Annotated in this window: 7 protein-coding genes and 1 pseudogene; 2 read left to right on the top strand and 6 right to left on the bottom strand. The window is 70.3% G+C overall.

Annotated elements, in window-relative coordinates:
- Positions 1-99: 99 nt before the first annotated feature.
- Positions 100-1017: a phosphatase PAP2 family protein gene (locus tag GA0115259_RS06495; RefSeq protein WP_176732453.1), complete on the bottom strand. Its 918-nt coding sequence runs from the start codon at positions 1015-1017 to the stop codon at positions 100-102.
- Positions 1018-1216: 199 nt separating this feature from the next.
- Between GA0115259_RS06495 and GA0115259_RS06500 the strand changes: the two genes are divergently transcribed.
- A complete protein-coding gene (locus tag GA0115259_RS06500; RefSeq protein ID WP_093592161.1) occupies positions 1217-1813 on the top strand; it encodes a TetR/AcrR family transcriptional regulator in 597 nt (198 codons plus the stop codon).
- A 507-nt stretch (positions 1814-2320) separates the two neighbouring features.
- Positions 2321-3421 (top strand): terpene synthase family protein, encoded by a 1101-nt coding sequence (locus GA0115259_RS06505; protein WP_093592164.1) that lies wholly within the window; start codon positions 2321-2323, stop codon positions 3419-3421.
- Between the two features lie 115 nt (positions 3422-3536).
- Here GA0115259_RS06505 and GA0115259_RS06510 read toward each other — a convergent pair whose 3' ends face one another.
- The 5 genes and pseudogenes from GA0115259_RS06510 to GA0115259_RS06530 all read right to left on the bottom strand — a co-directional run.
- Positions 3537-5045 carry a cytochrome P450 gene (locus GA0115259_RS06510; protein ID WP_093592167.1) on the bottom strand — a complete coding sequence of 503 codons (1509 nt, stop codon included), beginning with the start codon at positions 5043-5045 and terminating at the stop codon, positions 3537-3539.
- 87 nt (positions 5046-5132) lie between these two features.
- On the bottom strand, positions 5133-5759 hold the full coding sequence (locus tag GA0115259_RS06515; RefSeq protein WP_093592170.1) for a GTP-binding protein: 627 nt from the start codon (positions 5757-5759) through the stop codon (positions 5133-5135).
- A complete protein-coding gene (locus GA0115259_RS06520) occupies positions 5740-6114 on the bottom strand; it encodes a DUF742 domain-containing protein (protein WP_093592173.1) in 375 nt (124 codons plus the stop codon). Before GA0115259_RS06520 ends, GA0115259_RS06515 begins: the two co-directional genes overlap by 20 nt.
- Positions 6111-6527 (bottom strand): roadblock/LC7 domain-containing protein, encoded by a 417-nt coding sequence (locus GA0115259_RS06525; protein ID WP_093592176.1) that lies wholly within the window; start codon positions 6525-6527, stop codon positions 6111-6113. Before GA0115259_RS06525 ends, GA0115259_RS06520 begins: the two co-directional genes overlap by 4 nt.
- Positions 6524-6873, bottom strand: a pseudogene (locus GA0115259_RS06530) (hypothetical protein); the annotation flags it as partial. The pseudogene GA0115259_RS06530 and the gene GA0115259_RS06525, both read right to left, overlap by 4 nt.

A 6873-nucleotide genomic window follows, 5' to 3' on the forward strand; every position in this document is an offset into this window, starting at 1 on the left:
GGGGGAGCCGCTCCTGGGCGACGGCCGCGGCGGCGTACGCGACGGCGGAGAGCAGCGCGAGTGTGACGGCGACCACCGTCGCGCCGCTCATCGGGCTGCTCACCGCGCCGTTCCCGACGCGGCCAGCGGGACACCGGACATCCGTGCCGGCGCCGGTGCCGGCGCTGGTTGGATTTCCTCCGCCGCTCCCGGCCACGCGTCCGCCGCCGCGCCCTCTACGCCCGGACCGGACCGTACGCCGTGGCGGGACCGTACGCCGGGACCGGACCGTACGATCCGCGAGCCGCGACGCCGGCCCGGCGCCCGTACGCACACCAGCACGACGGTCAGCAGCGCGACGGCCACGACCGCGTCGAGCCAGTAGTGATTGGCGGTGCCTATGACCACGAACAGCGTCGTCAGCGGATGCAGCAGCCAGAGCCAGCGCCACCGGGAGCGGGTGGCGGCGATGAGACCGACCGCGACCATCACCGCCCAGCCGACATGGAGCGAGGGCATCGCCGCGAACTGGTTCGCCATGGAGTCGGTGGCGGGCGCCGCGCTGTAGGCCGTCGGCCCGTACACCCGGCCCGTGTCCACCAGACCGGTCGCGGTAAGCAGCCTCGGCGGCGCGAGCGGCATCAGCACATGCAGGACGAGCGCGGCACCGGTGAGCGTGGCGAGCACCCGGCGGGCCCAGACGTAGTGGCCCGGGCTGCGCCAGTAGAGCCAGCAGAGGAAGAGCAGCGTCGCCGGGAAGTGCACCACCGTGTAGTAGGTGTTCGCCCACTGGACGAGCGTGCCGCCGTGGAGCAGCACGCTCTGGACGGTGCCCTCGTCCGGGAGCCGGAGCGTGCGCTCCCAGTCCCAGACCCGGTGGGCGTTGCGGAACGCCTCGGCGGTGTGGCCGGTGGCGGCCTGCCTGCCGAATTTGTAGACGAGGAAGAGTCCGGCGACGAGCAGCAGTTCGCGTACGAGGGGCGGTCGGGCGGGAGTGTCCTGCTCCCGTTCGGCGGGCCCAGTGCGGGCGTATATCACCCGACCCCCTTGCAAGGACAGCACGTCGCGCATGACGGCGTGGTGGTGCGGCGACGCGGTGAGTACCACGCCCTATCGATACGCCAGTGTACCGATACGGATCCGTATCGGTACACTGGCGTATCGGAACCCTCGGAAAGCTGGTCGAAGGGCGGTCCGGGGGCGGGAATTGGACGCGGGAACGGGACAGGGAGAGACGATGAAACCGCAGCGCCGCTCCAAGATCACACCGGAACGGGAGCTGGAGTTCTACGAGGCCGCTCTGGATCTGCTCAGAGAGAGCGGTTACGAGGCGCTGACCATGGAGGGCGTCGCCGCGCGCTCACGCTGCGGCAAGTCCACGCTCTACCGTCAGTGGCGCACCAAGCCGCAGCTCGTCGCCGCCGCGCTCCGGGGCACGAGCTGTGTGAGACTCGCGGACATCGACACCGGCACCCTGGCGGGTGATCTCCGGATGGCGGTCTGCACGGCGGCGACCGGCGCGGGACGCGACACCGCGCTGCTGCACGCGCTCAGCCATGCCGCGCTCCAGAATCCGGAGCTGCTGCGGGCCCTGCGCGAGGCCGTCATCGAACCGGAGGTCGAGGCGATCGAGACGATGGTCCGCCGCGCCGTGGAGCGCGGTGAGGTCGCGGCGGACAATCCCGCGAACGAGTTCGTGGCCGCCCAGCTCATCGGTGTCGTGCGCGCACGGCCGATGCTGGCCGGCCGGAACGCGGACGAGCCGTATCTCATCCGCTTCCTGGAGGCCGCGGTCTTTCCCGTGCTCGGGCTGGAGGTCACCTCGCCCGCATGAACGGCGGACCGTCGCCCGAGCGGATGACGACGGTCGGCCCGCGCCGCACCGTGGGGACGGGGGCGGCGCGACTCCCGGTCCGGTGGGCCCCTCACATGCCGAGGGGCCCACCGGCATCCGGGCCCGCGCGACGCCCACGCGGGCCGTCGAGCCCGTCCAGCCCGTCGAGCCGTACATCCGTCTCATACCGGCCGTCTCCTGCCGACCCCGCGCAATGGCGTACCGGGAACGATCCGGACATGTCCGCGTCCCATACAAGCCGTTACGGGAGCACTTCCCGGCCGGCGGGACTTTCACCACGTCGGCGGCGCCCGCCCGCCGACGGCCGATCCGAGTTGATCGGTTCAGCTCACGGGCCGTCAGTTCCGGCCAACCGGTGGCCAATTGCATAGTTGTTGACGATCCGACACGGGCATATACGCTCCTCCCGAACGCCACCACGCCATGTCCGTACGTCGTTTCTCCGCACGTCACTTTTCCGCCCCTCGCCGTACCAGGAGGCCGATCATGACCTGTGTCCCGGATGTTTCGAGCGTCCCGGAACAGCGCTTGGTCCAGCAGCTTCCGGCCGTACCGTTCTACTGCCCGGTCCCGTCCGCCCGGCATCCGTCGGTGGAGGCGCTCAACGACCGGACCGTACGGTGGATGCTCAAACAGCGGCTCGACAGCGACGAACATCAGCTCAAACGCCTCGCCATCTGCGACTTCGGCGGTCTGACGGCCTCGACGATGCCGTACGGAGAGCTCGGACCGCTCACTCTCATGGCCAAGTTCCACGCCGTGCTCTTCTCGCTGGACGACGGTATGTGCGACGAGTCCGAGGCCACGGCGGATCTGCTCGCCCAGGAGACCTCACGGATCATGCGCGCCGTGGAGGCGCCGACGGCACAGGGACCGCGCGACTCGCCGCATACGGCGGCGCTGCGGCGGCTGCGGCTGGAGGCGGAACGGTTCGCGTCACCGCGCCAGTTGCGCCGGCTGACGGAGGCGATGCGTGTCTACACCTCGGGCCTGGTGTGGGAGGCGTCCTGGCGCCGCAATCCCGAACTGCCCTCGCTGGACGACTACATCACCCTGTGGATGCGCGCCATCGGGATGGCGCCCTCCACGGCGATGATCGAGGTCGTCGGCGGCTTCTCGGTGGCCGACGAGGATATGCAGGATCCACGGATACGCGCGCTCACCGAGATCACCTGGACGCTGGTGAGCTGGGACAACGATCTCTACTCACGGAACAAGGAGCTGCTGCGGGCCGGTGACAATCTCAATCTGATCGATGTCCTCTGCCAGGAGGAGGGACTCGATCCACGGCGTGCGCTCGTCCGTGTGGTGGCGATGCGGGACCGGGTGATGGTGCTCTTCGAGCGGCTGGCCGCGCAGGTGCTGAAGGAGGCGGACAACGATCTGCGCCGGTACATCAAGGGACTCGGCCAGTTCGTCCGCGGCCATCTCGACTGGGCGTCGATCTGTCCTCGCTACTCCGTGCCGTCGGTACCGAAGGCGACGCCCGGCGGCTGGTGGAAGCAGCGGCCGGCCGACGACAGCCAGGAGCCGCTGCCGATCCCCACGATCTCCTGGTGGTGGGACCAGCTGGACCCGGCGTACTGACCGTACGGCTCGCACCGGTCCGTACGGGCAGTAGCGCCGGCCGTACGGCAGCGACACCGCCGTACGGGTCTGTGTGACGGACCGGGCCTTAGCGGCCGGTCAGGTGTGAGATCGGTCAGTGTCCGCGCCACCAGCGGGCCACCGCTCGCCAGGCGCGCCGCGGCGCGTTGGCCGGCACAGGCATCGGGAGCATCGCGGCGGTGGCTGGGACGGCGGTGGCCGGGACCTCCTGCGGTACCTCCGTCTGCGGCGACCGCGGCAGCGGCTGAGGTTCGGAGGCCGGGACCGGCCTGGGCGAGTCCACCTGCCACTGCGGACGCCGGGCGCCGGGCGCCGCGTTCGGCGGACCGGTGACATCCTGCGGCGGCCGAGGAGCGAACGTCACGGGCAGCTCAAGCAACTGACGGGACATCAGCGCCGCCGAGTAGCGCAACTCGCGCTCCTCCACGGCGAGCTGGAGATCGGGCAGCCGCAGCAGCAGCGCGTCGATCCCGGTGTCGGCGATGGCGCGTCCGATGTCCTGGCCCGGACACTCGTGCGGGCCGCCGCTGAAGGCGAGATGCGCGCGGTTGCCCTGCATGGAGGCGGCGGGATCGGGACGTACCACCGGATCCGCGTTGGCCGCCGCGATACCGACGATCAGCGCGTCGCCCGCCTTGATGCGCTTGCCGCCCAGTTCGGTGTCGCCGACCGCCCAGCGGCCGAAGATCGTGGTGAAGGGAGGCTCGTCCCAGAGCGTCTGCTCGACCGCCTCCGGCAGCGTCATATGGCCACCGCTCAGCCGCGCCCGGAAGCGTGGATCGGTGAGCACCATACGGAGCACATTGGCGAGGAGATTGGCGGTGGTCTCGTAGGCCGCGATGAGCACCAGCCGCAGATGCTGGCCGACCTCGTCGTCGGTGAGCCCGGCCGGATGCTCCGTCAGCCAGGTGGCGAAGTCCTCCTCGGGAGTGTCGCGTCGGCGGGCCACGAGCCTGCGCAGCACGGCCATCACATACTCGTTGCTCTCGTTGGCGGTCTCGGTGCCCTTGATCATGTCGCGGGCGGCCTGCACCAGGCGCTCGTTGTACTCCTCGGGCATACCGAGGATCTGCGCCATCACCATCATCGGCAGATGCTCGGCGAAGCGGCTGACCAGGTCGGCCCTGCCGTCCTGGCAGAACTCGTTGACCAGCCGGTTGCTGTAGCGGTTGATATGGCGGCGGACACCACGGTGGTCGATACGGGCGATCGAGTCGGTGACCGCGCCGCGCAGCCGCTCGTGCTCCGCGCCGTCGGCGAAGACACAGATGGGCTGCCAGGTGAAGACCGGCGCCAGCGGATGGTCAGGAGGCGCGGTGCCGTCGTGCTGTGCGCGCCAGCGCCGTGAGTCCCGGGAGAACTGCGACGGCGTACGCGTCATATGGAGATTCTCGCTGTGCCCGAGGACGAACCAGGCCGGTACATCGCCATGGAGCAGTACGGGCGCGACGGAACCGTGTTCGGCGCGCAGCTTCTCGTACAGACCCATGGGATCGTTCTCGGCCTCGGGTCCGTAGAGCCGGCGCAGACCGTGGGCCGGGCAGCCGGGCGGCGGCGCCTGGTGGCCGTCGGTTCCGGACGGATGGGAGAAAGGCGTGGTCACGGGCGTTCACTCCAGGGAGCGGGCAGAAAGGGATACGGGGATGGCCGGACCGGGCCCGGCAGGGCAGGGCGCTGCGGCGCGCCTCGGTCAGTCCGCGGGCATCGCCAGCGCGTGCAGATAGCGCATCAGTGTCAGCAGGGCATCGCGGCAGGAGGCCCGCTGCCGTGCGTCGCAGTCGACCATCGGGACCTCGTCGGGCAGGTCGAGTGCCTTCCGCAGCGCTTCGACGGGATGGTGCGGCGCGTCGGGAAAGGTGTTGACGGCGACGACGAACGGTACGCCGCGCTCCTCCAGCCGTCCGATCACATCGAAGCTCACTTCGAGACGGCGCGTGTCCACCAGCACCACGGCTCCCAGGGCGCCTTCGAAGAGGCCGTTCCAGAGGAACCAGAACCGCTCCTGGCCCGGAGTGCCGAAGAGATAGAGCACGAGTCGCTCGGTGATGCTGATCCGGCCGAAGTCCATGGCGACGGTGGTGGCGGTCTTGCTCTCGACACCCGAGTTGTCGTCCACGCCGACGCCGGCCTGCGTCATGGTCTCCTCGGTGGTGAGCGGACGGATCTCGCTGACCGAGCCCACCATCGTCGTCTTGCCGACGCCGAAGCCGCCCACGATCACGATCTTCACGGCGGAGGTGGCCGTGGTGGGCAGGATGTCCTCGCTCCTGGGGCCCGTGATCGTGGCCGCGGTCGCTTCACAGTCTCTGGAGTCCATGCATCACCGCTTCGAGAAGGGACCGGTCAGGGAGCGCCGCGCGGACGACGGGAGCCCGCGACTCGACCAGTCCGGCCGCGAGGAGTTCGGTCAGCAGCGCGGTCACCACGCTGAACGGGAGAGTGAGATAGGCCGACAGCTCGGCCACGGACAGCGGTGCCCGGCAGAGCCGCAGAATGGCGGCCTGTTCCGGCTGTACCGTCGGTGACGGTTCGTCACGTGCCACGATCATGGTGACGAGATCGAGCGCGGCCCGTTCGGCGCCGTCCGGTCCTCCGGTGATCACATACAGGCGTTCCGGGTCCCCCACATCCGCCTCGGGGTTCCTGCGTTCCCGCTGAGGAGGCGTACTCATCCGGCCTGCCCGTCGTGTCCCTCGTGGCGCGGCGGACTGGTGAGATGGGCGCCGATACGGACGACCATGTCCCTCATCCGGGCGCCCACCAGACCCGCGTCGACCGTCTCGTCGGCGAGCACCGCGAGATACGCGCCCTCGCCGGCCTCCATCAGATAGAAGAAGCCGCCGCCGACCTCGATGACGACGAGCCGCATCCGTCCGTCGCTGTGCGGGATCTCGGCGGCGACGGCGGCGGCCAGGCTCTGGAGTCCCGCGCAGGCCGCGGCGAGCCGGTCGGCGACATCCGGGTCGCCGCCGTGCCGGGCGATCCGGAGGCCGTCCGCGGAGAGCACCACGATCTGCTGGATCTGCGGTACTCCGTCGGCCAGTTCCTTGAGCATCCAGTCCAAATTGGCCCGCTGCTGGATCACTTCAGCTCTCCCTTGCCCCGCACGTCGTCGGATTCGCCACGGTCGCCGGGCCCGGTCGGCGTGTCTCCCGCCGCGGCGGGAGGCTCCTGCGGAGTGCCGTTGACCGCCTTGGTGAACGCTTCGAGCCAGATGCCGGGCCCGGGTTCGCCGCCTGGCCCGGAGGCGCCGCTCGGCCCGTTGCTGCCGTTGCTGCCATTGCTGCCGTTGCTCCTGGGCGCCGGGCCGTGGTCCGGCGTACGGTCCGGGCCGCGACCCGGGTCGCGGCCCGTGCTGCGGAGGCCGAGATTGTGGGAGCCGAGCGGCGCGCGGCCACGGCTGCGCCGCTGCGGCAGCCCGTTCTCCGTCC

The organism is Streptomyces sp. MnatMP-M17 (assembly GCF_900091995.1).
Lineage (GTDB): Bacteria > Actinomycetota > Actinomycetes > Streptomycetales > Streptomycetaceae > Streptomyces.

What these genes read in the sequence shown, in the direction of transcription:
- GA0115259_RS06500 (WP_093592161.1), top strand. Translation starts at nt 1,217, where the DNA reads ATGAAACCGCAGCGCCGCTCCAAGATCACACCGGAACGGGAGCTGGAG.
- GA0115259_RS06505 (WP_093592164.1), top strand. Translation starts at nt 2,321, where the DNA reads ATGACCTGTGTCCCGGATGTTTCGAGCGTCCCGGAACAGCGCTTGGTC.
- GA0115259_RS06515 (WP_093592170.1), bottom strand. Translation starts at nt 5,759, where the DNA reads ATGGACTCCAGAGACTGTGAAGCGACCGCGGCCACGATCACGGGCCCC.
- GA0115259_RS06520 (WP_093592173.1), bottom strand. Translation starts at nt 6,114, where the DNA reads ATGAGTACGCCTCCTCAGCGGGAACGCAGGAACCCCGAGGCGGATGTG.